Annotated in this window: 19 protein-coding genes and 1 pseudogene; 5 read left to right on the top strand and 15 right to left on the bottom strand. The window is 72.6% G+C overall.

Annotated elements, in window-relative coordinates; translation table 11 throughout:
* Positions 1–122: 122 nt before the first annotated feature.
* From ACWD01_RS27920 to ACWD01_RS27910, 3 genes are all read right to left on the bottom strand, one after another.
* Positions 123–683 (bottom strand): GNAT family N-acetyltransferase, encoded by a 561-nt coding sequence (locus ACWD01_RS27920; RefSeq protein ID WP_451165559.1) that lies wholly within the window; start codon positions 681–683, stop codon positions 123–125.
* 27 nt (positions 684–710) lie between these two features.
* Positions 711–2,921, bottom strand: coding sequence for an MMPL family transporter (locus ACWD01_RS27915; protein ID WP_451165558.1), 2,211 nt, complete (start codon positions 2,919–2,921; stop codon positions 711–713).
* 161 nt (positions 2,922–3,082) lie between these two features.
* The gene (locus tag ACWD01_RS27910; RefSeq protein ID WP_451165557.1) at positions 3,083–5,239 is read right to left on the bottom strand and encodes a phosphocholine-specific phospholipase C; all 2,157 of its coding nucleotides are present in this window, start codon (positions 5,237–5,239) and stop codon (positions 3,083–3,085) included.
* 324 nt (positions 5,240–5,563) lie between these two features.
* On the opposite strand from ACWD01_RS27910, the gene ACWD01_RS27905 reads away from it, so the two are divergent.
* Positions 5,564–6,463, top strand: coding sequence for a hypothetical protein (locus tag ACWD01_RS27905; protein WP_451165556.1), 900 nt, complete (start codon positions 5,564–5,566; stop codon positions 6,461–6,463).
* Between the two features lie 663 nt (positions 6,464–7,126).
* Here ACWD01_RS27905 and ACWD01_RS27900 read toward each other — a convergent pair.
* The 10 genes from ACWD01_RS27900 to ACWD01_RS27855 all read right to left on the bottom strand — a co-directional run bounded on the left by ACWD01_RS27900 (position 7,127) and on the right by ACWD01_RS27855 (position 18,818).
* Positions 7,127–7,411: a hypothetical protein gene (locus tag ACWD01_RS27900; protein ID WP_451165555.1), complete on the bottom strand. Its 285-nt coding sequence runs from the start codon at positions 7,409–7,411 to the stop codon at positions 7,127–7,129.
* A 131-nt stretch (positions 7,412–7,542) separates the two neighbouring features.
* Positions 7,543–9,054 carry an Asp-tRNA(Asn)/Glu-tRNA(Gln) amidotransferase subunit GatB gene (gene gatB / locus ACWD01_RS27895; RefSeq protein WP_451165554.1) on the bottom strand — a complete coding sequence of 504 codons (1,512 nt, stop codon included), beginning with the start codon at positions 9,052–9,054 and terminating at the stop codon, positions 7,543–7,545.
* Between the two features lie 16 nt (positions 9,055–9,070).
* The gene (locus tag ACWD01_RS27890; RefSeq protein WP_451165553.1) at positions 9,071–9,313 is read right to left on the bottom strand and encodes a hypothetical protein; all 243 of its coding nucleotides are present in this window, start codon (positions 9,311–9,313) and stop codon (positions 9,071–9,073) included.
* Complete coding sequence (gene gatA, locus ACWD01_RS27885; protein WP_451165552.1) at positions 9,310–10,806, bottom strand: Asp-tRNA(Asn)/Glu-tRNA(Gln) amidotransferase subunit GatA; 1,497 nt, start codon at positions 10,804–10,806, stop codon at positions 9,310–9,312. The genes ACWD01_RS27890 and gatA overlap by 4 nt, the downstream gene beginning before the upstream one ends.
* Positions 10,807–10,812: 6 nt before the next feature.
* Positions 10,813–11,109 carry an Asp-tRNA(Asn)/Glu-tRNA(Gln) amidotransferase subunit GatC gene (gatC, locus tag ACWD01_RS27880; RefSeq protein ID WP_356892861.1) on the bottom strand — a complete coding sequence of 99 codons (297 nt, stop codon included), beginning with the start codon at positions 11,107–11,109 and terminating at the stop codon, positions 10,813–10,815.
* 280 nt (positions 11,110–11,389) lie between these two features.
* Positions 11,390–13,516, bottom strand: a complete 2,127-nt coding sequence (locus tag ACWD01_RS27875) for a putative bifunctional diguanylate cyclase/phosphodiesterase (protein ID WP_451165551.1) — start codon at positions 13,514–13,516, stop codon at positions 11,390–11,392.
* Positions 13,517–13,831: 315 nt separating this feature from the next.
* On the bottom strand, positions 13,832–16,012 hold the full coding sequence (gene ligA, locus ACWD01_RS27870) for an NAD-dependent DNA ligase LigA (protein WP_451165550.1): 2,181 nt from the start codon (positions 16,010–16,012) through the stop codon (positions 13,832–13,834).
* A 30-nt stretch (positions 16,013–16,042) separates the two neighbouring features.
* Positions 16,043–17,056: a methionine synthase gene (locus ACWD01_RS27865; protein ID WP_451165549.1), complete on the bottom strand. Its 1,014-nt coding sequence runs from the start codon at positions 17,054–17,056 to the stop codon at positions 16,043–16,045.
* A gap of 516 nt (positions 17,057–17,572) precedes the next feature.
* On the bottom strand, positions 17,573–18,262 hold the full coding sequence (locus ACWD01_RS27860) for an SDR family oxidoreductase (protein ID WP_451165548.1): 690 nt from the start codon (positions 18,260–18,262) through the stop codon (positions 17,573–17,575).
* Between the two features lie 16 nt (positions 18,263–18,278).
* The gene (locus ACWD01_RS27855) at positions 18,279–18,818 is read right to left on the bottom strand and encodes an LOG family protein (protein WP_451165547.1); all 540 of its coding nucleotides are present in this window, start codon (positions 18,816–18,818) and stop codon (positions 18,279–18,281) included.
* 90 nt (positions 18,819–18,908) lie between these two features.
* Here ACWD01_RS27855 and ACWD01_RS27850 point away from each other — a divergent pair.
* Positions 18,909–19,704, top strand: a pseudogene (locus tag ACWD01_RS27850) (alpha/beta fold hydrolase).
* A gap of 106 nt (positions 19,705–19,810) precedes the next feature.
* Complete coding sequence (locus ACWD01_RS27845) at positions 19,811–21,625, top strand: hypothetical protein (RefSeq protein ID WP_451165546.1); 1,815 nt, start codon at positions 19,811–19,813, stop codon at positions 21,623–21,625.
* Positions 21,626–21,653: 28 nt separating this feature from the next.
* Here ACWD01_RS27845 and mnmA read toward each other — a convergent pair whose 3' ends face one another.
* Positions 21,654–22,781: a tRNA 2-thiouridine(34) synthase MnmA gene (gene mnmA / locus ACWD01_RS27840; protein WP_451165545.1), complete on the bottom strand. Its 1,128-nt coding sequence runs from the start codon at positions 22,779–22,781 to the stop codon at positions 21,654–21,656.
* Positions 22,782–22,842: 61 nt separating this feature from the next.
* Here mnmA and ACWD01_RS27835 point away from each other — a divergent pair, with 61 nt between their 5' ends.
* Positions 22,843–23,538, top strand: coding sequence for an N-acetylmuramoyl-L-alanine amidase (locus ACWD01_RS27835; protein WP_451165544.1), 696 nt, complete (start codon positions 22,843–22,845; stop codon positions 23,536–23,538).
* Positions 23,539–23,553: 15 nt separating this feature from the next.
* Here the strand turns inward: ACWD01_RS27835 and ACWD01_RS27830 are convergent, their stop codons facing one another.
* Complete coding sequence (locus ACWD01_RS27830) at positions 23,554–24,360, bottom strand: DUF2182 domain-containing protein (protein ID WP_451165595.1); 807 nt, start codon at positions 24,358–24,360, stop codon at positions 23,554–23,556.
* A gap of 177 nt (positions 24,361–24,537) precedes the next feature.
* Here ACWD01_RS27830 and ACWD01_RS27825 point away from each other — a divergent pair, with 177 nt between their 5' ends.
* Positions 24,538–25,200 (top strand): DUF1326 domain-containing protein, encoded by a 663-nt coding sequence (locus tag ACWD01_RS27825; protein ID WP_451165543.1) that lies wholly within the window; start codon positions 24,538–24,540, stop codon positions 25,198–25,200.
* Positions 25,201–25,244 lie beyond the last annotated feature (44 nt).

Raw genomic sequence — 25,244 nt, 5'->3', positions numbered from 1 at the left:
CCCCCGTCCACCAGCGGTTTTCCGCCCCTGGCCGACGCTCTGCAGGGCCTCCGCAGCCCCAGCGCCCGACCCGACCGGTTTTCGGCCACACTGAGGGCCCGGCCCAGCGACTCAGCCCCCGACTACCCCTGCGCCCGCCGTTCGCGCCACTCCGGGGCCAGGACCGACCATGTCTGCTCGTCCTGGCGCTCGCCGCGGTACACGTAGACCTCGCGTCGAGTGCCCTCGTGGGTCATGCCGAGGCGCTTGGCGACGTTGATGCTCGGCTGGTTGGCGGGGGCGACGAGCCATTCGACGCGGTGAATGCCGCGTACGTCGACCGCCCAGTCGACGATGGCCGTCACCGCGCGGGTGACCAGGCCGCGGCCGGACGCCGAGGGTTCGAGCCAGCAGCCCACCTCGCAGGTGCCCTGTTCCACGTCCATGGTGCGGAACATGACGCCGCCGACAAGGGTGCCCGCCAGCCGGATGCCGTAGATGCGGCCGGTGTCGGTGGCCGCCTTGTCGGCGTAGCGCTGGAGGAAGCCGCGGGCGGCGTCGACGTCCTTGACGATGTCCGGCAGGCCCACGTGGCGGCCGATGTACTCACGGCCGCGTTCGATGTGGTCGAAGAACTCCTGTGCCTGCCAGGGTTCCAGCGGGCACAGTTGCGCTCCGTCGTCACCGAGGTCTGTCGCGTACACGCTTCTCCTTCGACGGCCTGCCGACTGCTAGGGCACGAGCTCGCCGTCCTCGCGCACGCGCCCCCGCGGGATCCTCGCATGCGCGGCCTCGCGGGACGCCGGCTTTTCGATGCTGATGCGCGGGAGCATCCGGTCGAGACCGCGCGGCAGCCACCAGTTCGCCCCGCCGAGCAGGTGCATCAGCGCGGGCACCAGCAGGGTCCGCAGGACGAACGCGTCCAGTGCCACCGCGGCCGCCAGGCCGATGCCGAACATGGCGATGACCCGGTCGCCGCTGAGCACGAAGGCGAGGAACACCGAGATCATGATGACGGCCGCGGAGTTGATCACCCGGCCGGTCTCCGCGAGTCCGACCCGTACGGCACGTCGGTTGTCGCCGGTCTCCAGCCACTCCTCGTACATCCGGCTGACCAGGAAGACCTGGTAGTCCATGGAGAGCCCGAAGAGGACCGAGACCATGATCACGGGCAGGAACGGTTCGATGGGGCCCGCCCTGCCGAGGCCCAGCAGCTCGCTCCCCCAGCCCCACTGGAAGATCGCCACGACGACGCCGAAGGCGGACGCGACGGCGAGCACGTTCATCGCCGCGGCCTTCAGCGGAATGCCGACGGAGCGGAAGGCGAGGAGCAGCAGCAGGCACCCGAGGGTGATCACGACGCCGATGAACAGCGGCAGCTTGCCGACGATGACCTCGGCGAAGTCGTCGTAGCTCGCGGTGACGCCGCCGACGTGCACCTGGAGCGAGGTGCCGTTCTCCGCGACGGGCAGGACCTCGGTGCGCAGCCGGTCGACGAGCTCGCTCGTCGCCTTCGACTGGGGTGCGGTCTCGGGGACGACGGAGAGCAGCGCCGTGTCGCCGCTGCCGTTGTAGACGACCGGGCCGACGGACGAGACGCCCTCGGTGTCCTGGAGGTCGCCGCGGAGCCGGTCCATGGCCACGTGGTCGTCCGGGCCCTCCAGTCCGGCGACGAGTGTGAGCGGCCCGTTGACGCCGGGGCCGAAGCCTTCGGCGAGCAGGTCGTACGCCTGCCGGGTGGTGGCGGTCTCGGGGCCGTTGCCCTGGTCGGAGGTGCCGAGGTGGAGGGAGAACGTCGGCAGGGCGAGCACCAGCATGGCGGCCGCGGCGAGGGCGCCCAGCAGTTTGGGCCGGCGTTCGACGAAGGCGGACCAGCGGGCGGCGAAGCCGGTCGGCGGCTCGGGCTGCGGCCCCCGCTCGGCCAGTCGGCGCCGTTCGCGGCGGCTGAGCGCGCGCATGCCGATCAGCGACAGCAGGGCGGGCAGCAGCGTCACGGAGGCGGCGACGGTGAGGACGACGGTGAGGGAGGCGGCGATCGCGACGCCGTTCAGGAAGCCGAGCCGCAGGATCAGCATGCCGAGGAGGGCGATGCAGACGGTGGCGCCCGCGAAGACGACGGCACGGCCGGTGGTGGTCACGGCCTCGCGCACGGCCAGGTCCACGGGCAGGCCGCGTTTGAGCCCCTGGCGGTGTCTGGTGACGATGAACAGCGCGTAGTCGATGCCGACGCCGAGGCCGACCAGCAGGCCCAGCATGGGGGCGAAGTCGGCGACGGTCATCACATGGCCGAGGAGCACCGTGCCCGCGTAGGCGGTGCCGACGGAGACCAGCGCGGTGGCGATGGGCAGCGCGCTCGCGGCGAGGGAGCCGAAGACGAGGAAGAGGACGACGCCCGCGACGCCCACGCCGACCATCTCGGCGAGATGGCCGCCGGGTGCCTCCGTCATGGCGACGGCGCCGCCGCCGACCTCGACCGCGACCCCGTCGGCGGTGGCCGCTCTCGCGGTGTCCACGACGGCCTGCGCCTGGGCCGGCGGGATGTCCCTGACCCGGTGGTCGTAGGTGACGTGGGCGAAGGCGGTCCGTGAGTCGGCGCTGATCTGCGGTGCGCCGTCGCTGCCGTACGGGCTCACGACGAGGGCGATGCCGTCGAGTGCGTCGATGTCGTCGAGCATCGCCGACATGCGCTTCTCGACGTCGGGGTCCCTGACGCTGCCCCGCTCCGTGTGCCAGACGATGGTGTCGCTGTCCCCGCCCCGCCCGTCGAAGCCCTCCTGGAGCACCACGGTGGCACGGCCGGATTCGGTGCCCGGGACCTTGTAGTCGTTGGAGTACGCGGTTCCCGCGACGCCTGCCGCGGCCGCGGCCCCGCCCAGGGTGACGAGCCAGAGCAGAACGACGACGAGGCGGTGGCTGACGCACCACCGGGCGATTGCTGCCAACGGACCGGCTCCCTGGGTGGTTCGCGGATCTTTGGTCGGGAACAGCCCGCAAAGAACTCATGACCTGCAAGGAAACACTCTGGCAGCCAATCGTGATCCTTTGTCCCATTCGTGGTGTTACTCACATGGCGTGCCCACCGACCGTCCTGGACCGCCGCTCGTCACCCGGAGACGCTCGCCCGGCCGTTCTCGATGTGGCCCATCAGGCGGCGCCGGAAGCCCGGTTCGGGCCGCGAATCCGGGTGCGAATCCGGCTGCCGGTCCGGCTCCACCCCTTCGGCGGTCACCTCGATGTCGTACCAGCCGTGCGCGTCGGCCGCCGAGTGGACGACCGTGCGGCTGCGGCCCGCCTTGACCGTGACGCGGCGCGTCCAGCCGTGCAGATCGGCCTCCTCGACATAGCCCAGCGGCCGCACCGTGAAGGTGAGCGGCGCGCTGCCGTTGTTGCGCAGGGTCAGATGCAGATCGCGGTCGTGGTGGTCGACGGCGGAGGCGACCTCCGCCGCACCACCGGCGGGCCCGGCGAACTCCCGGCGGAAGCCGTTGGGGCCGGTGATCGTGAACCGGTAGGCGTCACCGGTGAGGGGCACCCTCCATTGAGCGCTGCCCCTTGCATCGCGGTGCTGCGGGACCTCGAACTCCCCGGCGTACGGGTAGAGCGCGAAGTGCGCGCTCGCCCGGCCGCTGTTGCGGAGCGCGACGGTGACCGCGTCCGCGGAGACCGTGGCGTCGGCGTCGGGCTGGTACGGAAGGGGACGGGCGGGCCGGGTGCCCGGTTCCTGGACGGGCATCGACTGCACCGCCGGCGGCTGCGGCCGCCAGCGGCCCGTGAAGGGCGGGATCTCCCCCGGCCGCTCCACCTCGGGCTGCGGCTCCGCGCGGCCGAAGTCGAAGGCGGACGTCAGGTCGCCGGTGACGGTACGCCGCCACGGCGTGATGTTGGGCTCCTCGACGCCGGTCCACTTCTCCAGCAGCCGGATCACGGAGGTGTGGTCGAAGACCTCCGAACACACAAAGCCGCCGACGGACCAGGGGGAGACGACGAGCATCGGGACGCGGATGCCCAGGCCCGTCGGGAGCCCCTGCCAGCGCTCGTCGCTGTCGTCCGCGGGCGGGACGGGCGGCGGGACGTGGTCGAAGAAGCCGTCGTTCTCGTCGTAGTTGATCAGGACGACGGTGTGCCGCCAGACCTCGGGGTGCGAGGCGAGGGCGTCGAGGATCTTGTACATCAGGGAGGCCGAGGCGACCGGCGAGGAGGCGCCCGGGTGCTCGGAGTCGACGGCGGACGGCACCAGGTACGAGACCTCGGGGAGCCGGCCGGCGGCGACGTCGGCGCGGAAGCTGTCGGCGAGGGTGCCGCTCTCCACGCGCCGCAGTCCGCGTTCGAACAGCGACCGCTCGCCGGGCGTCAGCGTCGCGACACCCTCCTCGAGCGCGGCCAGCAGCGCGGCCCGCTCCTCCGGGTCCGGGGTGGCGCGGACCTTCGCGTAGAAGGCCTCCAGGTACGTGAAGTCCCCGGCCCCCGCGTCACCGGTCCTGGCCAGTGCCTTGCGGGCGATCTTCTTGAAGCTCGCGAAGAACTCGATGCTGTTGTCGGTGAAGTTCTCCCACTCCGTGTACGTCTTCCAGCTCCGCCCGTCCTTCTCCAGACGCTCCGCGTACGTCGGCCACGGGTAGCCGGGGTGGGTGCCCTCCGCGTACGCCGCGTTCGTGACGGCGCGGCTGCCGTCGGCCTCGTACCCGGTCCAGCCGCTCCACAGGTGGTTGCGGTTCGGGTTCGTCGAGGTGTGGACGGACGAGTGGTAGGCGTCGCAGACGGTGAAGGTGTCGGCGAGCTCGTAGTGCAGCGGCAGGTCGCGGCGATCGTAGTACGCCATGGTCGCGGCGGTCTTCGCGGAGACCCAGCCGTCCATCCAGCCGTCGCGCCAGGCCCGCGCGCCGCCGCCCCAGGAGTGGTCGAGATCGCCGATGTACTGGAGGTCCTTCCGCTGCGCCTCCGCGGCGTCGCGCACGGGGAACGGCAGGACCGCCCCGCCGCCGGGCGCGGGCTGCTCGTGGACGGGCCTGCCGGTGGGGAGTTCGACGGCGTTGCGGTCACCGAAGCCGCGGACGCCGCGCAGTGTCCCGAAGTAGTGGTCGAAGGACCGGTTCTCCTGCATGAGGATCACCACATGCCTGACCGCGCGCAGCCCGCCGCTCGGCGGTTCGGCGGCGAGCGCGGCCCTCAGGGACGGCGGCAGCAGCGAACCGGCCGTGGCGGCGCCGACTGCGCCGGTCCCGAGCGCGAGCACTCTTCTGCGCGAAATCTCCGGTGACACAACCGACCTCCCGTCGACGGCAAACGATCGTCATCGATCCATTGCTCGGCTGGGACGGTAGCCAGGGCGGATGGCGGTGAGAAGACCTGGTGACATCCGCGTGGTGAACGTCCAAGAGGCCGTGGCGGAAGTCCGGTCGGGCGTCAGCCGCGGTTCCCCGCCCGGGCGCGATCGGTCCGTGTGCGCGGCGGATCAGGGCCGCGCCGGGCGTCGCTCCCCCGCGCCGGTCCCGGCACAGGGGCCCGATCGGCCCCGGGCGACGGGAATCGGCCGTGGTCCCCAAGTCCGGAGGAATTGTGGGCGCCGGCTGGCACGATGGCCGACATGGAATACAGGGGGATACACGAGACGGCCCTGACACCCGCGGACGCCGCGGAGTTCGCCCGTATGCTCCATGACGCGCCCGGCCCGCATCTGGGCCGCGCCCCCGTGCCCGTTCTCGTCCACGAGCCGGGCACGACCCCGGCCGGGCGGCGCGGCGCGCTCCAGGTGGTGTACGACGCGATCGTGGCCCGGATCGGCGAGCCGACGCTGTACGGCGGCTCGGCGGCCGGCCCGAGCGTGCGCTGGCGCGACGGCCACCGCATCCTGCTGCTCGCCGGGGACGCGCAGCAGGTGGGACTGTCGGTCCACGACACGCTGACCCTGGAGGCCGAGGAGCAGCGCGCCTTCGAATGGCGCGGCCCCTGGTCGGGCGGCCAGCCGTACGACCAGGCGTTCCTGCCCTACGTCTGGCAGTTGGACCGCAGCGGCCCCGGCGAACGGCCGACGGCGGGCCCCGGCAGCCGGCTTGCCGCGGACCTGGCGCAGTTCCAGTACGGGCTGGAGCTGCTCCTCGGCGCCTGGGTGGAGCAGCTGGCGGTGCAGGTGGGAACCGACTGGGCCAGCTTCTGCCTGACCAGCTCCGCCGACCGGGGGCGCCAACTCCTCGTGTCCTACAGCGTCGAGGACGGCCTGCACGCCTCGATCGACGACCGCGACGGGGAGAACAACGACGACCGGGCCCGGATGATGCTGTCGCGCGGGTGGCAGAGCCGGGACCGCGGCTGGTGGCAGACCGACTTCCCCGACCCGGGACGCGAGTCCGCCGTGGCCCTTGCCGCCCTCGTCGTCACCGAGCTGTACGCCCGCGGCACCAGGGCGCCGGAGGAACTGCGGGCACGGGACGTGAGCTGCAAGGACCGCGGCGAACTGTGGCTCCCGGGCCTGGGCATCCGCCACTGACGGACCACCGGGCCGCCGACCGCGTACGCGCCTGCCGGCGGCCCCGACGCTCGTGTACGCATCCGCCGGCGATGCCGCCGGACCGGGCCTGCGCCACTGACCACGGCGCACGCCCGGGCCCGCGTCCGCGCGGAGCACGGGGCGGTGTTCGTGCTCGGGTAGGCCGCGGGCTGGGCCCAGGGGGCGTCTCCTGCCCGCCCCTTCCCGCTGTACCGGACGGCTCCGCCGCGTGGCGGGGCAGGCCCCGGACCCCGTGCCGCCCGGTGGGCGGGGCGGGCCGGGCTTCGCCCGGGCCCGGTACCGCGCTCCGCGCGGTGGCCTCAATCTCCCCCTACGGCCTGGCGGCCGTGGGAGGTACCCCCAGGCCGGGCTGAAAATGCCGCTGCGCGGCAACCAGCCGCCGGCAACTCAAGCCCCGCCAGCACTCGAGGCACCGGACCGGGCCAACCCAGCCCCGCCGGCGTTTGAGGCGCGGGGCTCGGGGCGGAGCCCCGACAAGACCGCCACACCCAGCCCCGGCGGCCATTGAGGCGCGGGGCTCGGGGCAGCGCCCCGACAAGACCGCCACACCCAGCCCCGGCGGCCATTGAGGCGCGGGGCTCGGGGCAGCGCCCCGACAAGACCGGCCCACCCCCGCCACGCGGGCGCCGCCAGGCCCGGGCGCTACGCCCCGAGCAGGCCCGTCACCGGTGCCAGCTGACTGGTCAGCGGGTCGAGGTCGTGGGGCACTCCGGCCAGCCGGTTGAGGCCGGACAGTTGCTGGGACGCGCTCGGCATCTGCTCGCGGTGCTCCGGGTCGACGGAGCCGCCCGCGAGGGTGTCGACCGTGTCCATGACGGACAGCGTCCCGGTGGGAAGCGGAGAGGCGGCGCTCGCAGCGGGCGCTGCGAGCGCGGAGGCGCCGGTGGCGAGGGCGAGAGCGGCGAGGACACGCTGTGCTTGGGTCATGCGATGACAACGGCGCGCCCGGGTGATCGGTCACGGTGCCGTCCACCCGTACGAGAAACGCGCCCCCGGTGACGACGAAGGGGCGGCGCGCACCCTTCGGTGCGCGCCGCCCCTCGTGGAACGTCGGGCCGTCAGCCCTCGGTCACGCCGAGCTTCTCGAGGATCAGCTCCTTGACGCGGGCCGCGTCCGCCTGGCCGCGCGTGGTCTTCATGACCGCGCCCACCAGCGCGCCCGCCGCCGCGACCTTGCCGCCGCGGATCTTGTCCGCGATCGCCGGGTTGCCCGCGATGGCCTCGTCGACGGCCGCGCCCAGCGCACCCTCGTCGGAGACGACCTTGAGGCCGCGCTTCTCGACGACCGTGTCCGGGTCGCCCTCGCCGGCGAGCACGCCCTCGAGACACAAGCGGGCCAGCTTGTCGTTGAGCGAGCCCTCCTTGACCAGCGCGGTCACCCGGGCGACCTGCACCGGGGTGATCGCGAGCTGGTCCAGTGCCCTGCCCGACTCGTTGGCGCTGCGCGCCAGTTCGCCCATCCACCACTTGCGGGCGGCGGGCGCCTCCGCGCCGGCCTCGATCGTGGCGACGATCAGGTCGACCGCGCCCGCGTTGAGGATCGACTGCATGTCGTGCTCGGAGACGCCCCACTCCTCACGGAGCCGGTTGCGCCGCACCCGCGGCAGCTCCGGCAGCGTGCCGCGCAGCTCCTCGACCCACTCGCGCGTGGGCGCGACCGGGACCAGGTCGGGCTCGGGGAAGTAGCGGTAGTCCTCCGCCTCCTCCTTGACCCGGCCGGAGGTGGTGGAGCCGTCCTCCTCGTGGAAGTGACGGGTCTCCTGCACGATCGTGCCGCCGGACGAGAGCACCGCGCCGTGGCGCTGGATCTCGTACCGCGCCGCACGCTCGACGCTGCGCAGCGAGTTGACGTTCTTCGTCTCGGAGCGCGTGCCGAACTTCTCGGTGCCGTGGGGGCGCAGCGACAGGTTCACGTCGCAGCGCATCTGGCCCATCTCCATCCGGGCCTCGGACACCCCGAGCGCCTTGATGAGTTCGCGCAGCTCGGCGACGTACGCCTTGGCGACCTCGGGGGCGCGCTCGCCGGCGCCCTCGATCGGCTTGGTGACGATCTCGATCAGCGGGATGCCGGCCCGGTTGTAGTCCAGCAGGGAGTGGGACGCGCCGTGGATACGGCCGGTGGCACCGCCGACGTGGGTCGACTTGCCGGTGTCCTCCTCCATGTGGGCGCGCTCGATCTCCACGCGGAAGATCTCGCCGTCCTCGAGCTGGACGTCCAGATAGCCGTTGAAGGCGATCGGCTCGTCGTACTGCGAGGTCTGGAAGTTCTTCGGCATGTCCGGATAGAAGTAGTTCTTCCGGGCGAAGCGGCACCATTCGGCGATCTCGCAGTGCAGCGCGAGGCCGATCTTGACGGCGGACTCGACGGCGACCGCGTTGACGACCGGGAGCGAGCCCGGCATGCCGAGGCAGGTGGGGCAGGTCTGCGAGTTGGGCTCGGCGCCCAGCTCGGTGGAGCACCCGCAGAACATCTTGGTCTTGGTGCCGAGTTCGACATGGACCTCGAGGCCCATGACGGGGTCGTAGGACGCGAGGGCGTCCTCGTACGACACCAGTTCAGTGACGGTCACGATGAAACTTTCCCTCTCAGCCCAGCAGAACGTCGTCGTCGCCGAGCCGCTTCAGCTCGCGGTAGAGGATGGCCAGGCCGGTGACGATCGCCGCGGCGGACACGACGGCGTCGGCCAGGCGCAGCATGTCGCCGTCCTCGCGGGCCAGTTTGGCCTGCTTGGCGACGCTGATCGCACCGAACGCGGTGGTGCCCAGCGACACGTACAGCCCGGTCCTGGACTTCTTGAAGTTCTTGGCCTTCTTTGCCATGGCGCTCATAGTGACGGAGCCTCCTCGAGCAGCGGGTGGCCCCAGCGTTCCACGAAGGCGGCCTCGACGGCGGCACCGACCTTGTAGAGCCGGTCGTCCTTCATGGCCGGGGCGATGATCTGCAGGCCGACGGGCAGGCCGTCCTCCGGTGCGAGACCGCAGGGCAGCGACATGGCCGCGTTGCCGGCCAGGTTGGTCGGGATGGTGCACAGGTCCGCGAGGTACATCGCCATCGGGTCGTCGGCGCGCTCGCCGATCGGGAAGGCGGTGGTCGGCGTCGTCGGGGAGACGATCACGTCGACCTGCTCGAAGGCCTTCTCGAAGTCCCGCGTGATGAGGGTGCGGACCTTCTGCGCGGAGCCGTAGTACGCGTCGTAGTAGCCGGAGCTGAGCGCGTACGTACCGAGCATGATGCGGCGCTTGACCTCGTCGCCGAAGCCGGCCTCGCGGGTCAGCGCGGTCACGTCCTCCGCCGACTTGGTGCCGTCGTCGCCGACCCGCAGGCCGTACCGCATGGCGTCGAAGCGGGCGAGGTTCGAGGAGCACTCGGACGGCGCGATGAGGTAGTACGCGGAGAGCGCGAGGTCGAACGACGGGCAGTCCAGCTCGACGATCTCGGCGCCGAGCTCCTTCAGCAGCTCGACCGACTCGTCGAAGCGCTGCACGACACCGGCCTGGTAGCCCTCGCCGCGGAACTGCTTGACGATGCCGACGCGCATCCCCTGGACGCTGCCGTTGCGCGCGGCCTCGACGACCGGCGGGACGGGGGCGTCGATGGACGTCGAGTCCAGCGGGTCGTGCCCGGCGATGACCTCGTGGAGCAGGGCGGCGTCGAGGACGGTACGGGCGCAGGGCCCGCCCTGGTCGAGGCTGCTGCTGAACGCGACCATGCCGTACCGCGACACGCCGCCGTACGTCGGCTTGACGCCGACCGTGGCGGTGACGGCGGCGGGCTGGCGGATGGAGCCGCCGGTGTCCGTGCCGATGGCGAGCGGCGCCTCGTAGGAGGCCAGCGCGGCGCTGGAGCCGCCGCCGGAGCCGCCCGGGATACGGGTCAGGTCCCAGGGGTTGCCCGTCGGGCCGTACGCGCTGTTCTCGGTGGAGGACCCCATGGCGAACTCGTCCATGTTGGTCTTGCCGAGGATGACCACGTCGGCGGCCTTGAGACGCTGGGTGACCGTCGCGTCGTAGGGCGGGATCCAGCCCTCGAGGATCTTCGAACCGACGGTGGTCGGGATGCCCTCGGTGGTGAAGATGTCCTTCAGCGCGAGCGGCACGCCGGCGAGCGGGCCGAGCTTCTCGCCCTTCGCCCGCTTCTCGTCGACGGCGCGGGCCTGCGCGAGGGCGCCCTCACGGTCGATGTGCAGGAAGGCGTGGACCTTCTCGTCGACGGCCTCGATACGGGCCAGGTGCGCCTCGGTGACCTCGACGGCGGTGAGTTCGCCGGCGGCGATCTTCGCGGCGATCTCGGCGGCGGTGAGCTTGATGATGCTTTCCGTCATGACGGGTTAGTCCTCCCCCAGGATCTGCGGCACCTTGAAACGCTGCTGTTCCTGGGCCGGGGCGCCGGAGAGTGCCTGCGCGGGGGTGAGCGACGGACGGACCTCGTCCGCGCGCATGACGTTGGTCAGCGGCAGCGGGTGGGAGGTCGGGGGTACGTCTTGGTCGGCGACCTCGGAGACGCGGGCGACCGCGCCGATGATGTCGTCGAGCTGTCCGGCGAAGTGGTCGAGCTCTTCGCCGGACAGCTCCAGACGCGCCAGCCGAGCGAGGTGGGCGACCTCCTCGCGCGTGATGCCAGGCATGCAGCGATCCTCTGGGGTGAGTGCGATGGTTTTGGCCCAATCCTATGGGGCTGGCGCCGCCGACCGTGAAACGGTTTGCCTTCGCCCTCCCCGACCACCGGTCCCGACCCCCTCGCACCCCTGCCCGGACGGCCCCGCGAACCCCCGCTCGGCACCGCACCGCCCTGCCACCCGCCCGGCTCCGAAGCCGGACACAGGCCCGCCCGGGCGGCGGCTGCCCGCGCCCCCTGGCGGGGCCGGCCGGACGCGCACCCGGCGGCGAGAGCGGCCCCGGCAGGGGCTACGTCACCGCGCGGCCCGGGGTGCGGTTGGCGTGGGGCTGCGGTGGGGGGAGCTCGCCGGCCGGGAGGGCGGGGCGGTGCCAGCCGCGCTCGCCGCGGGCCAGCAGCCATGCCGTCGTCTCCTGCGGCGGCATCGCCGCGGCGACCAGCCAGCCCTGCACCGCGTCGCAGCGCAGGTCCCGCAGACGCTCCCAGGTCTCGTCGTCCTCGACGCCCTCCGCGACCACCAGCAGGCCGAGCGAGTGCGCCAGGTCGACGGTGCAGCGGACGATCTCCGCGTCCTCGTTGTCGAACGCGAGCCGGGCCACAAAGGACCGGTCGATCTTCAGCTCGCTGACCGGCAGCCGGCGCAGGTGCACCAGGGACGAGTAGCCCGTGCCGAAGTCGTCGAGCGACATCTTGACGCCGTGGTCGGCGAGACCGGCCAGCGTGTCCGCGGCGCGCTGCGGGTCCTCCAGCAGCACGTGCTCCGTTATCTCCAGCTGGAGCGCGCCCGGCGGGACCCCGTGCCGGGCGAGCCGCGCGGCGACGGCGCCTGCGAAGCCGGGCGTGTGGACGTCGCGCGGTGAGACGTTGACGGCGACCGGCACTTCGAGGCCCTGCGCACGCCACTTCGCGACCTGCCCGAGGGCGGTCTCCAGGACGTACTCGGTCAGGTGCGGCATCAGCCCGGAGGACTCGGCGATCGCGATGAACTCGTCCGGGGGGACCCGCCCGCGCTCGGGGTGGACCCAGCGGACGAGGGCTTCGAGGCCGGCGACGTGCCCGTCGAAGCGGACCTTGGGCTGGTAGTGGAGCTCGACGTCGCCGGCGTCCAGCGCCCGGCGCAGGTCGCCCAGCAGCCCGAGCCGGTCGGGGGTGTTGCTGTCGCGCTTGGACTCGTACACCTCGACGCCCGTGCGGTCGCGCTTGGCCTGGTACATCGCCACGTCGGCGCGGCGCAGCAGCCCTTCGGCGTCCAGCGCGTGGTCGGGGAAGACGGCGAGTCCGGCGCTGGCCTCCAGGACGAGGGTGAGCCCGTCGAGGTCGAGGGGCGAGGACAGTTCGGACACGAGGTGCCGGGCGATGCGCTGCGCGGAGGTCGTGGAGTCGGCCGTCGGCAGCAGTACGGCGAACTCGTCGCCGCCGAGCCGGGCGGCCTCCGCGCCGCGCGGCAGCGCCTGCCGCAGCCGCTCGGCGATCTGGAGCAGGAGCCGGTCGCCCGCGAGGTGCCCGAGGGTGTCGTTGACCGACCGGAAACGGTCGAGGTCGATCAGTACGAGTGCGGAACGCGCGCCGCTGCTCTCCGCGTCCTCGAGCGCGGACCAGGTGCGCTCCAGCAGCCACTGACGGTTGGGCAGCCCCGTGAGCGGGTCGCGCAGCTGCTCCTCCGCCCGGGCCCTGGCGATCCACAGCGTCGAGTCGAGCGCGATGAGCGCCACGGCGAACAGGGGCAGCAGCAGCGGCATGGCGACGGCGACGACGCAGATCAGCGGCGCGATGCCGACGAGCGCGACGGCGACGAGCCCCTGTCTGAGCAGGGCCGTGCGGGCAACGGTCGGCAGCCCGCCGCCCTGGGGCGCCAGCACGTACCAGAGCAGCAGCCGGGTGACGCCGAGATACGCCGCCGCGGCGACCATCACCTCGGGCGCGGCCTCGAGTTCCCAGCCGAGCGGGTCCCAGGGCCGCTCGACGCTGGGGACGACGCCGAACAGGGCGAGGGCGAGCGCGGCCGCGCCGATGCCGAGGACGTCGACGGCGCCGTGCAGCACGCCCTGTCGCCAGCGGTTGCGGCAGGCCGTGCCGACGAGTGCGACGACGGCGAGGCTGACGAGACCGGCCGGCACCCAGCCGTACAGCAGCAGCGTGGCGAGCGTCAGCGCGGCCCCGGAGCCGGTACCGCCCCACCAGCGGTCGCGGCCGAGGGCGACGAGGTGGCCGACGATGATCCCGGTGAGCAGGGCGAGCGACCAGCCGACGGTCCCCGCGGGGAAGAGCGCGTGGCCCTCGGCGACGGTCTGCACGGCGCCGGTGGCGAGCAGGAGCGCGGCGCACGCCACGACGGCGGCGGGCAGGCCGACCCGGCCCGCCAGGGCCGCCAGTGCACGCGGCCGTGAGACCGGGGCGGCGCTCTCGGTCGGTTTCATTCCCGTCCCTCTCACAGCCGGCGGTGCCTGCCCTCGCGATGGCTCCCGTTGTCGTGCCACCACGACTGAATTCCCACCACGCAGCCGTGCACGACAGGCGCGCATCTCAACAGTAGGCCGCAGGAGGCTCGTACAGGCAGCGCTCTACAGCTCTTGCCCGAATGCGACCCGGCCACCCTTAACCATCTGGTATGCGCTGAACGGGTGACCCGTACCAGGCGTTCCTGAGGCCCGGACGGCGTCCGGATACCGACCCTCGTGGGGTGTTGGCGCTCTTCGCGCGCCCCCGTGAAGCGCCCGTCCGAGCCCCTTTTGTCACGTCTCCTCAGTCACAGCAGCCTCACGAGCCGCATCCGGTCCCTGTTCGAGCAGAACGGCGAAGCCCGTCTCGTCCAAAACCGGTACCTTCAACTGCACGGCCTTGTCGTACTTCGAACCGGGGTTGTCACCGACCACCACGAAGCTCGTCTTCTTCGATACGGAACCGGCCACTTTCGCGCCGAGGCTCTGAAGCGCCTCTTTTGCGCCATCCCTGGTGTGGTTCTCGAGCGTGCCGGTGACGACGACGGTCAGTCCCGCGAGCGGCCGGGGGCCCTCGTCCTCGCCGGACGCCTCCTCCAACCGGACGCCGGCGGCACGCCACTTGCGCAGGATCTCCTGGTGCCAGTCCTCCGCGAACCACTGCTTGAGCGCGGCGGCGATGATCGGCCCCACGCCCTCGGTGGCCGCCAGCTCCTCCTCCGTCGCCTGCTCGATCCGCTCGAGGGAGCGGAACTCGCGGGCGAGCGTCCGGGCCGCGACGGGGCCGACATGACGGATGGACAGGCCGTTGATGAACCGGGCCAGCGGCGCCTGTTTGGCGGCCTCGATCCCGGCGAGCATCTTGAGCGCGTTGGTCTTCGGCTCGCCCTGCTTGTTCGCGAAGACCGTGGCGACCTTCTCCTCGCCCGTCTTCGGGTCGCGCTTGGGCAGCCCGCTGTCCTGGTCGAGGACGTACGCCTTGATGGGCAGCAACTGCTCGATGGTCAGGTCGAACAGGTCGCCCTCGTCCTTCAGCGGCGGCTCGGCGGGCTCCAGGGGCCGGGTCAGCGCGGCGGCGACCACCTCGCCGAAGTGGTCGATGTCCAGACACTCCCGTCCGGCGAGATAGGAGACCCGCTCCCGCAACTGCGCCGGGCACGAGCGGGCGTTGGGGCACCGCAGGTCGATGTCCCCCTCCTTCATCGCGCGCAGCGCCGTCCCGCACTCGGGGCACTCGGCCGGCATGACGAACTCCCGCTCGCTGCCGTCCCGCTTGTCCACCACCGGACTGAGGATCTCCGGGATGACGTCACCGGCCTTGCGCAGCACCACCGTGTCGCCGATGAGGACGCCCTTGGCCTTGACCACGTCCTGGTTGTGCAGGGTGGCGAACTCCACCTCGGAGCCGGCCACCGTCACCGGCTCCACCTGTGCGTACGGCGTGACGCGGCCGGTGCGGCCGACGCCGACCCGGATGTTGATCAGCTTGGTGTTGACCTCCTCCGGGGCGTACTTCCAGGCGATGGCCCAGCGCGGGGCCCGGGCCGTGGAGCCGAGGCGGCCCTGCAGCGGGATCTCGTCGAGCTTGACGACGGCGCCGTCGATCTCGTGCTCCACCGAGTGCCGGTGCTCGCCGAAGTACGCGATGAACTCGCGCACCTCCTCCAGGGAGCCGACCACCTTGTTGTGCTTCGCCGTGGGCAGGCCCCACTCGCGCAGCAGGTCGTACGCCTGCGAGAGGCGGTCGATGGTCAGGCCCTCCCGGGCCCCGATGCCGTGCACCACCATGTGGAGCGGCAGCCTGGCGGTGACCCTGGGGTCCTTCTGGCGCAGCGAACCGGAGGCGGAGTTCCGCGGGTTGGCGTACGGCTGCTCACCGGCCTCCACACGGCGGGCGTTGAGCTCCTTGAACTGCTCCATGGGGAAGTAGACCTCGCCGCGGATCTCCACGAGATCCGGGATGCGATCGCCCCTCAGCCGGTCGGGGATGCCGGCGATCGTGCGCACGTTCGGCGTGACGTCCTCGCCGACGCGGCCGTCGCCGCGGGTCGCCGCGCGGGTCAGCCGCCCCTTCTCGTACGTGAGGTTGACCGCGACGCCGTCGACCTTGAGCTCGCACAGGAAGTGGAACCCGGGGGCGCCCACCTCGCGGGCGACACGGTCCGCCCAGGCGGCGAGCACCTCGTCGTCGAACGCGTTGTCCAGGGAGAGCATCCGCTCGCGGTGCTCGACCTTGGACAGCTCCGTCTCGTAGTCCCCCGCGACCTTCTGGGTCGGCGAGTCGGGCGTACGCAGCTCCGGATACCGCTCCTCGAGCTCTTCCAGCTCGCGGAGCAGCCTGTCGAACTCCGCGTCGGAGACGACGGGGCTGTCCTTCACGTAGTACCGGAAGCGGTGCTCCTCGATCTGCTCCGCGAGGAGCGCGTGCTGCTCCCGTGCCTGTGCGGGCAGGGTCGTCTGCTGTTCGCCGGCCACCGTTTCGTCCTCCCGTTGTCCGCGCACCCGTTACTCAGGGTTGTCCGCGAGTGATGTCGCGGCACGGACGCAGTGGGCGAGGGCCGCACGCGCGTACGCGGGCGAGGCGCCCGCGAGCCCGCACGTCGGAGTGATCACCAGCGACTCGGCGAGAGTCCCCGGATACAGCCCCAGCCTGCGCCACAGTGTCCGTACACCCTTGACGATATCGGCGCCCACCGACAATCCCGCCGACGCGGCGTCGGTCGAGGGGACGACGCCCGCGAAGAGCTTGGTCCCGGCCTCCACCGCCTCGCCGATCAACTCCTCGTCACGCTCGGTGAGGAGATCGAAGTCGAAGGAGATCCCCTGCACGCCGGCGCGGCGCAGCAGCGCGAACGGCACGTCGGGCGCGCAGGAGTGCACGACCACCGGGCCGTCCGCCACGGCCATGACCTCCCGCAGCCCGGCCTCGACGGCCTGCCGGTCCACGGCGCGGTACGTGCGGTAGCCGCTGGCGGTCCTGACCTGCCCGCTCAGCACGGCGGTCAGGGACGGCTCGTCGAGCTGGAGCACGACGTGGGCGCCCGGCACCCGGCGGCGCACCTCCGCGAGATGGTCGCGCAGCCCTTCGGCGAGGGAGGACGTGAGGTCACGGCAGGCGCCGTGATCGCCGAGGACCGCCTCGCCGCCCCGCCGCTCCAGCGCGGCGGCAAGCGTCCACGGCCCGACCGCCTGCACCTTCAGCGGGCCCTCGTAGCCCTGGGTGAACTCCTCCAGCGCGTCGAGGTCCTCGCCCATCCAGGACCGGGCCCGGCGGGTGTCCCGGCCGGGCCGGTCGCTGATCCGCCAGCCGCTCGGCTCCACATGCGCGTACATCTCGACGAGCAGCCCGATCGTCCGGCCGATCATGTCCGCGCCGGGTCCACGGGCGGGCAGCTCGGTCAGATGCGCGAACTCCTCGAACGTCCCGGTGACCGTCCTCGCAGCTTCACGCGCGTCAACGCCGGGCATGGACCCCACACCGGTGGCGGGGCCCCAGGGAAACTCGTTCTTCTCGCTCACGCGGGAAGCGTACGTGGGCCGGGCGAGCCCGGCGTGACCAGACCGGCGCGGCCGGGGCGCGGGGTCGGCCCGCCACGGCCCGGCGCCGGACGCCGGGGGCCCTGCGCGGCAGCCTCCGCCGCGCCGGACGCCGAGGGCCGGCGCGGGGCCCCGCCGGCGACAGCCAGTGGTGCACACCGCCGAAGGCCCGGCCGGGCATGGTGCGTGCGGGGTCGGTGTCCGCAGTGCGGCCCGTCGCGGCCCGGCGACGGGTCGCGACGCGGCGCATGCCGAGTCCGGCTCGGCAGCGGCGGCGGGCACCGGCCACCCCGTCGCGGCGGCCGGGTTCGGCAGCCCGCACGGGGCGGCCTGGCTGTGGAGCCGGCGCGTCAACAAGGCGCACGCCGGCCAGGAGTGCGGAGCGGACGATACGGACGCCAGGGGTCCGGCCCGCAGCGGCAACCGGCCGGCCAGGTCCGGCCTACCCGGTCGCGGCGGCCGCCCGGGCCGCCGCAAAGCCCAGCCCGGCCCCGTGCGTCAGCGGCCCGGGCGGACCGTCAGGTCGTTGATTTCGGCGTCGCGCGGGAGGTCGACGGCCGTGAGGATCGCCGTGGCGACCGACTCGGGGTCGATCCAGCGGGAGGGGTCGTATTCCTTGCCCTCCTGCGAGTGGACCTTGGCCTGCATCGGGCTCGCCGTGCGCCCCGGGTAGACGGACGTCACCCGCACGCCGTTCGCGTGCTCCTCGTGGCGCAGCGAGTCGGCGAGCGCCTTGAGACCGTGCTTGGACGCCGCGTACGCGCCCCACTCCGCGTGGGCGTTGAGGCCGGCGCCCGAGTTGACGAAGACCACGTGGCCCCGGGCGGCCCGCAGTTGGGGCAGGAACAGCCGGGTCAGCTCGGCCGGGGCGATCAGGTTCACGTTGAGCTGCTGGTGCCAGGTCTTGGGGCGCAGCTCGGCGATCGGGCCGAGGTCGACGATGCCGGCGATGTGCAGCAGCGAGTCGACGCTCTCGGGCATGGACTGGTGTCCGAGGGCCCAGGAGATCCGGTCGGGGTTCGCCAGGTCGGCGACGACGGTGCCGGCTCCCGGGTACCGCGCCTCGAACTCCTTGGCCCGGCCCGCGTCGCGCGCCACGAGGACGAGGTCGTCGCCCCGCTCGTGCAGACGGCGCGCGACGGCCGCGCCGATGCCGGATCCTGCGCCGGTGATCAGATGCGTGGTCATGCCCGCCATGCTCGCACTACTGCACGCCGGCCATCTCCTCGAGGTAGGCCATCGCGCCCGCGCCGTCCTCGGCGAAGAAGACCAGCTCGGTGAGCGGCAGCGGCAGGAACCCCTCGTCCTCCATCCGCTGGAACTGCTGCTTCAGACCGTCGTAGAACCCGGCGGCGTTGAGCAGGACGACCGGCTTGTCGTGGTGGCCGTGCTTCTTCAGCTCCAGGATCTCGGTCGCCTCGTCGAGCGTCCCCGTACCGCCGACCATGATCACGACCGCGTCGGACTTGGCGAGCAGCAGCGCCTTGCGCTCGGCGAGATCCTTGGCAACCACCATCTCGTCCGCGTTCGCCCGCGCCTTGGCCTGGAGGAACTCCACGGACACCCCGACGAGCCGGCCGCCGGCCTCCTGCACGCCGTCCGCCACCACCTTCATGAGCCCGCTCTCGGAGCCGCCCCACACCAGCGTGTGCCCGCCCTTGCCGATCAGCTCGGCGAATTCACGTGCGGGGCGGGTGTAGCACTCGTCGAGGTCGGCGGCCGAGAGGAAGACGCAGATGTTCATGGATCCCACGGTACGGGCGGCCACCGACACCCCGAAACTCTTCTCCGCCGCGAGCGATGAGTTCCCGCGACCGGTCCGGTCACCCCTCTTATGGACACCGCGAGCATGGCTGTGAAGAAGGCCGAATCCGCGGACGGCACCCTCATCGCGTACGAACACCGGGGCGACGGCGCCCCGTTGGTGCTGGTGAGCGGCGCGCTGTGCACGTCCGCGTCGGAGGCCCGCCGGCGGAGCTGCTGTCGCCGCACTTCACGGTGTTCACCTACGACCGCCGGGGCCGCGGCGCGAGCGGCGACTCCCTGCCGTACGCGGTGGAGCGCGAGATCGAGGACCTGGCCGCCGTCATCGCGGCGGCGGGCGGCAGCGCCGCCGTCCACGGCACGTCCTCCGGCGCCGCGCTCGCGCTGCGCGCCGCGGCGGCCGGGCTGCCGATCACCCGGCTCGCGCTCTACGAGCCCCCGTTCGAGACCGACCCGGCGGCCCGGACCGGAACACCCGGTATGTCCGGCGGATGAGGGAGCTGCCGGCCCGGGGCCGGCGGGGCGACGCGCTCGCAGCGTTCCTCGATGCGGTCGGCATGCCCCCGCAGGCGCTGTCCGGGCTGCGGCTGCTGCCGATGTGGTCCGGCATGGAGGCGCTCGCGCACACTCTGGCGTACGACCACGAGGTGATGGGCGACGGCATGGTGCCGACGGGCCTGCTCGCCACGGTCCCCGTCCCGGTGATGGTCGTCGACGGCGGCGCCGGCCCCGCCGGGATGCGGGACGCCGCCCGCGCCGTCTCCCGCGCGCTCCCCCGCGGCCGCCACCGCACCCTGACGGGCCAGACCCACGAGGTGGCTCCGCACGTCCTGGCGTCGGCCCTGGCGGGCTTCTTCGGCCCCTGACCCGCGGACCACACAACCCGGCACCGACGAAAAGCCTTTGACCGTACGGGGATCGAGCGTGCCATGATCCCCGTATGACCCACCGAATCGAGTCCCGCCTCACCTGGTGAGCGCCGAGGACGAGCGCACCGCGCTCACTCCCGGCCTTTCCCTGTACGAACAGGCCCTGCGCCTCGACCGCGCGGACCCCGACGGCCCGCCGCCCCGAACGACCGTCAGAGCACCCGCCGCGGACCGCGAGCAACGCCCCCGGCGCCCCTGGCGGGAGTCCCGGAATGCGGCGCGGGACGTGCTCGAGTCCGTGCTGACCGAGCCGGACACCGCAAGGGCGGCGGAAGAGACCGCGCGGCGCCTGCGCGACCTTCGGGTGAGGACCGGTCACGTCCACGCCGCCGTACGGGAGATGACCGTTCCCGACGTGGCACGGGCCAGGGCCCTGGCCCGTCATCTCACCCGTACGGGCGCCACCGCGTACGCCGTCGGCACCGGCATCGCCCTGCTCACCCGCTTCGGCGAGGCGGAGGACGTGCCCTTCCTCAAGACGCTGGGCCTGCTGCCCGGTTTCACCGCTGCCGCGATCGGCGCACTCGACAGCATCGACGCCCCGGCCGCGGCCCTGCTGTGGCTCGGCCGCCGCCAACGCCAGGAGGAGCTGCGCCCGTTGACCGACGCACTGATGACCGGAGACGACGAAGCGGCGCGGAACCGGCTGCTCGACCTGCCCATCAGCCCGATGGGGTCCACGACGGCGCGGCGGATCGCCCAGAGCGTCCGCCTCCCGGACCTCCTGCGCCGGACGCCGGACGACCCGAAGATCCTGGCGCAGAGCGCACGGCTGCTGACCCGGATGACGAGCCTGCGGAACTACGAGCCGGAGATCCGCAACTACCCGGACGCCGTCACCGTTTATGACGCGGTCGTCGCGCGGGCTTCCTGCCTCGCCCCGTCCCTCGACCACTACGCCACTCTGCTGTCGCTCGCGCTCGACCTGCACAGCGGCCCCTCCATGCTCCTGGACTGGCGGCCCGGGCAGCGCGCGGCCCTGCTCGGCGCCCTGGACACGCTGCTCGCGACGTCCGGGTGGGCCGCCGTCCTGACGGCCCCCGACCCGGTCGACGCCGCCGGGCTCCAACGGCTGCGCTGGCTGCGCCGCACCGCCCGGCAGCCGTTCGCCGCCGTACCGGAGACGTTCCCGCTGCGGATCGAGGTGGTGGCGCGCGATCCGGCGGACCCGGACATCGTGGAGACCCGGTTCCTCGTGGACGGACGCCCACTGGCGCCCGAGGCGTTCGGCAACGGGCCCGGCCACTGCCCCGAGGCACTGCTCGACAACGGTTCGCTGCGGGCCACGGCGGACCCCCAGGAGGTGCAACTCGCCGAGGCGTACTGCACCGAGGGCTGCTGCGGCGCTCTGTACGTGACCGTCCGCCGCGAGGGCGGCGAGGTCGTCTGGGACGGCTGGCGCGGCGCGTCCCGAGGCGTCGCGCTCCCCGCGTACCGCTTCGACGCCGCCGCCTACGACGCCGAGATCGACCGGGCCACGAACGACCGCGCCTGGTCCTGGCCGGCCCGCGACACGGCCCGGCTGATCGCGTCAGGGCTGCGCGAGCGTGATCTCCTCACCCGGTGGGACGCCGCGAAGGGGTGGATCGGCACGGACTTCCGGGACCCGGACACGACGGTCCTGTCGTTCACCTTCTGGCCGGGGCTCGCCGCCGGGCGCAAGGACAGGGCCGGGCCGTGGCTGCAGTTCACGTGGCGTCTTCCCGACGACGGCACACCCCCCGTCGACCGCGCCGCGGCGGCGCTGCGGCGCCTGGCCGCAGAGGACCCGAAGTCGTACGCGGAGCTCATCGGCGGCTCCCGCGAGCACGCCGAGGCGCTCGGCTACGCGTGGCCGGAGCGAGAACGCCCGCGTTGAAGCGCCCCTGGCCGGGTCCGTGCCGCGGTCACGCGACCGCGGCCGCCCGGCGGGTCGTCGTCGCGATCGTCGCGGAGCCGACCACGCGGGTGCCGTCGTAGAGCACGATCGCCTGGCCCGGGGCCACGCCGCGCACCGGCTCGCCGAAGGAGACCCGCAGCTCCGAGCCGTCGACGAGCTCAGCCGTGACCGGCGTCTCGCCGCCGTGGGCGCGGAGCTGAGCCGTGTACGTGCCGGGGCCCGTCGGGGCCGTGCCGCACCAGCGGGGCTTGATCGCGGTCAGGGCGGTGACGTCCAGCGCCTCCGCCGGGCCGACGGTCACGGTGTTGTCCACCGGGGAGATGTCCAGCACGTAGCGCGGCTTGCCGTCGGGGGCGGGGTGGCCGATGCGCAGGCCCTTGCGCTGGCCGATGGTGAAGCCGTACGCGCCGTCGTGGGTGCCGAGCTTCGCGCCGCCCTCGTCGACGATGTCGCCCTCCGCGCGGCCGAGGCGGTTCGTGAGGAAGCCCTGGGTGTCGCCGTCGGCGATGAAGCAGATGTCGTGGCTGTCGGGCTTCTTGGCGACCGCCAGCCCGCGCCGCTCGGCCTCGGCCCGGATCTCGTCCTTGGTGGTCAGCGTGTCGCCGAGCGGGAACATCGCGTGCGCGAGCTGCTTCTCGTCGAGCACGCCCAGGACGTACGACTGGTCCTTGGCCATGTCGCTGGCGCGGTGCAGCTCGCGCGTGCCGTCCTCGCCCGTCACGACCGTGGCGTAGTGACCGGTGCACACGGCGTCGAAGCCGAGCGCGAGCGCCTTGTCGAGCAGCGCCGCGAACTTGATCTTCTCGTTGCAGCGCAGGCACGGGTTGGGCGTGCGGCCCGCCTCGTACTCGGCGACGAAGTCCTCGACCACGTCCTCGCGGAAGCGTTCGGCCAGGTCCCACACGTAGAACGGGATGCCGATGACGTCCGCGGCGCGGCGGGCGTCGCGCGAGTCCTCGATGGTGCAGCAGCCGCGCGCTCCGGTCCGGAACGACTGCGGGTTCGCGGAGAGGGCCAGGTGCACGCCGGTGACGTCGTGGCCGGCCTCTGCGGCGCGGGCGGCGGCGACGGCGGAGTCGACTCCGCCCGACATGGCGGCAAGGACACGGAGGGGGCGCGGGGAGGTCTCAGTCATAGCGGTACCAGGGTACGGGCCCCGGGGAACCGAACGCTCGTGAGTAAGCGTTGTCACCGTCATGGGGAGCGACAGGAAGCACGGCGAGGGCGGTCGCGGCGTGAGCCGGCGGGCCGTGCTGATCGGCACCGGCGTGGTGCTCGTGGGCGGTGGCCTGCTGGCACAGGACGAGCTGCGGCGGGCCTGGTGGCGGCTGCCGGGCATGACCAAGCCGCGCAAGGAGGGTGAGCTGGACCACGCGGGCGCGGAGTGGACGGCCGCGTCGCGGGAGAACTGGCGGCTCGCCGACCGCCCCGCCGACTACGGCATCGACATGGTGGTGATCCATGTCGTCCAGGGCAGTTATCCCTCTGCCCTGCGGGTCTTCAAGGACCCGGGCCACGGCGCGGCGACGCATTACGTGATCCGCAAGGACGGTCATGTGGCGCAGATGATCCGGGAGCTGGACGTCGCGTTCCACGCGGGGAACCGCTCGTACAACGAGCGGAGCATCGGCATCGAGCACGAGGGCTTCGTGGACCGTCCACAGGACTTCACGGACGCGATGTACCGGTCGTCGGCGAAGCTGACGGCCGGTATCTGCGTCCGCTACGGCATAGCCGTCGACCGCGAGCACATCATCGGCCACGTCGAGGTCCCGGGCACGGACCACACCGACCCGGGGCCGCACTGGGACTGGCCGAAGTACATGAGGCTGGTGAGCGCGGCGATGCCCGCGGCGCGCAGAGCGGCGGAGGCGGTGGAGGCGAGCGCCTGAGGCTTGCCCGGCCCGTCAGGGCATACGCATGTCCATCGGCGCGTCGGACGGCTCCAGCCCCGGCAGCAGCCAGTCCTGGAACGGTGCGAGACCGGCGAACACCAGGAGGACGACCCCGACCAAGGTGGAGAACACGGGCCCCAGCCGCCACAGTTTCTCGACGAAGATCACCGCCGCCACTGCCGCCATCGCCGCGATGTTCATGACACCGAGCGGGACGAGCACGACCATCAGCCCCCAGCAGCAGCCCACGCAGTACAGCCCGTGGTGCGCCCCCACGCGGAAGTCCCGGGCCCACGGCCTGAACTGCGCGTAGGCCATCAGCTGGCTCATCGGGGCGCGGCAGTGCCGCAGGCACACGTTCTTCAGCGGCCCGAGCTGCTGGAGCCCGGCCAGCAGGAACGCGGTGAAGCCGATCCAGCGCCCCGCGCCGGGGTGCTCGTGTACGAGGTCTCCGGTGGCGGCGAGGGCCCCGTACGCGAGCAGCCCGAACGCCGTCCAGACGAACAGGTAGCCCCCGGTGAACGCGGCCGTCCGTGCCGCGCGTGCCACGCCCGTCGAGCGCCGGCCGATCCACCGCGCCCAGGTGATCGCCACCGGAGCGACCGACGGCAGCATCATGGCGGCCATCATCACCAGCCACAGCAGCAGGAACAGCGGGATGCCCAGCCCCATCGTTCCCGGCTCGATCCCCATGCCGCCCGCCTGCCCGACGGTGAGCACCCATGCGAGGACGGCGATCAGCACGAGCAGGGACCATGCGGTCACGAGCACCCGGGGCGGCAGCAGGTTCCCCCTGCGCAGCGGCGGCACGGCGGGCATCCGCCGGTGGTGCGCGGTGGTCGTCCGAGAGCGGTTCACGAGGCTCCTCCACGGCGGGGCCGCCTGGACAGGAGGTCTCCTTCCAGGACAGCACGGCACCGCGTGCGCTGCACCTGCCGCCCTGGCCCGGAAGCAAGGGCGGGTGCACGATGGAAAGGAGGTGGAGGAGGTCCGAACATGACTGACACGGCCCAGACACCGCAGACCGTTCCCCGTTGGCATCTCGCGGGCGACTGGTTCGACACCTGCAAGTGCAACATCCCGTGCCCGTGCTCCTTCGCGCAGCCGCCCACGTTCGGCGACTGCGACGGAGTCCTGGTCTGGCACATTCGTGAGGGCAGCTACGGAGACGTCTCGCTCGACGGCCTCAACGTACTGATGCTCGGCTCATTCGTCGGCAACGTCTGGGGCGAGCACTCCGACGCGTACGCCGCGATCTTCGTCGACGAGCGGGCGGACGACGGGCAGCGCGAAGCCATCGGGACCATTTTCGGTGGCCAGGCGGGCGGCTGGCCCAGCGAATTCGTGAAGGTCGCCGGCATGGAGATGCGAGGCATGGAGTTCGCCCCCGTCGAATTCCGGATCGACGACGACCTGGGCTCCTGGAGCGCCGGTGTGCCCGGCCGCGTCGAGGCTCGCGCGGAGGCGCTCACCGGCCCGACCACCCCGGAGGGTGCGCGCGTCCAGACCACGAACCTGCCGGGCTCCGAGACGGGGCCGGGCCAGGTCTCGACCTGGGGCCGCGCGACGGCCGACCGGGCCGACGCCTACGGGTTCCAGTGGAGCCGCGAGGGGCAGTCCAGCAAGCACATCACCTTCGACTGGGCGGGGCCCGACTGAACATCCGGCCCGGGACAGGGCGCGGTGCACCCGGCCCGGGACAG

This window comes from Streptomyces sp. NPDC002835, assembly GCF_053591995.1.
Note: the sequence above shows the minus strand (reverse complement) of the source record. Positions and strands in the feature narration are given on the sequence as shown.

Excerpts from the sequence above, each read along its gene's own strand:
- gatA (WP_451165552.1), bottom strand. The coding sequence starts at position 10,806 with ATGACGGAAAGCATCATCAAGCTCACCGCCGCCGAGATCGCCGCGAAG.
- ACWD01_RS27905 (WP_451165556.1), top strand. The coding sequence starts at position 5,564 with ATGGAATACAGGGGGATACACGAGACGGCCCTGACACCCGCGGACGCC.
- ACWD01_RS27835 (WP_451165544.1), top strand. The coding sequence starts at position 22,843 with ATGGGGAGCGACAGGAAGCACGGCGAGGGCGGTCGCGGCGTGAGCCGG.
- ACWD01_RS27900 (WP_451165555.1), bottom strand. The coding sequence starts at position 7,411 with ATGACCCAAGCACAGCGTGTCCTCGCCGCTCTCGCCCTCGCCACCGGC.
- ACWD01_RS27825 (WP_451165543.1), top strand. The coding sequence starts at position 24,538 with ATGACTGACACGGCCCAGACACCGCAGACCGTTCCCCGTTGGCATCTC.
- mnmA (WP_451165545.1), bottom strand. The coding sequence starts at position 22,781 with ATGACTGAGACCTCCCCGCGCCCCCTCCGTGTCCTTGCCGCCATGTCG.
- ACWD01_RS27855 (WP_451165547.1), bottom strand. The coding sequence starts at position 18,818 with ATGAACATCTGCGTCTTCCTCTCGGCCGCCGACCTCGACGAGTGCTAC.
- ACWD01_RS27875 (WP_451165551.1), bottom strand. The coding sequence starts at position 13,516 with ATGAAACCGACCGAGAGCGCCGCCCCGGTCTCACGGCCGCGTGCACTG.
- gatC (WP_356892861.1), bottom strand. The coding sequence starts at position 11,109 with ATGCCTGGCATCACGCGCGAGGAGGTCGCCCACCTCGCTCGGCTGGCG.
- ACWD01_RS27830 (WP_451165595.1), bottom strand. The coding sequence starts at position 24,360 with ATGCCCGCCGTGCCGCCGCTGCGCAGGGGGAACCTGCTGCCGCCCCGG.
- ACWD01_RS27890 (WP_451165553.1), bottom strand. The coding sequence starts at position 9,313 with ATGAGCGCCATGGCAAAGAAGGCCAAGAACTTCAAGAAGTCCAGGACC.
- ACWD01_RS27860 (WP_451165548.1), bottom strand. The coding sequence starts at position 18,262 with ATGACCACGCATCTGATCACCGGCGCAGGATCCGGCATCGGCGCGGCC.